The organism is Xenorhabdus entomophaga (assembly GCF_037996725.1).
In the GTDB taxonomy this organism is placed as follows: Bacteria; Pseudomonadota; Gammaproteobacteria; order Enterobacterales; family Enterobacteriaceae; genus Xenorhabdus; species Xenorhabdus khoisanae.
This window is the reverse complement of the sequence record NZ_JBBMXH010000366.1, coordinates 1-409: the sequence shown is the minus strand read 5'-3', so window position 1 is coordinate 409 and position 409 is coordinate 1. Positions and strand designations below refer to the sequence as shown.

Genomic DNA, 409 nt, shown 5'->3' with positions numbered 1-409 from the left:
GACGACCGCCGATATCGCAACCAGTTTGTACGGTAAAGCAGATGAGCAGCGGTTAACGTGGTATGGCACCGCACTGGGGATTGCCAACGAGGCTTTAGCTCACAATGACGGTCTGCTGTCACTGGATGAGGTAGGACAGGGTGCCAACCCCAAACATGTCCACACCTCAGCCTATACCCTGTTTAACGGCAAGGGGAAAATACAGGGGGCAAAAGAAGGGGGTATGTTCGCAGATACGTTAATGAAAACCGGCATCCTTAAGAAGCCAGCCAGTGGAAGGAGTTTTCAGGGCAAGACACCCCGCCTTAAGCACTTAGGGGGTATCCAGCAACGGGCTTATATCATGGTGTTAGTGCCTGAATCAGACGACGAATAATTTCCCATGTGAGGGCTAAATCGGTTGTCTCAG

1 pseudogene is annotated in these 409 nt (G+C 51.6%); it reads left to right on the top strand.

The features are described from left to right. Positions 1 to 223, top strand: a pseudogene (locus AAC854_RS24550) (DUF927 domain-containing protein); the annotation flags it as partial. Positions 224 to 409: the final 186 nt, after the last annotated feature.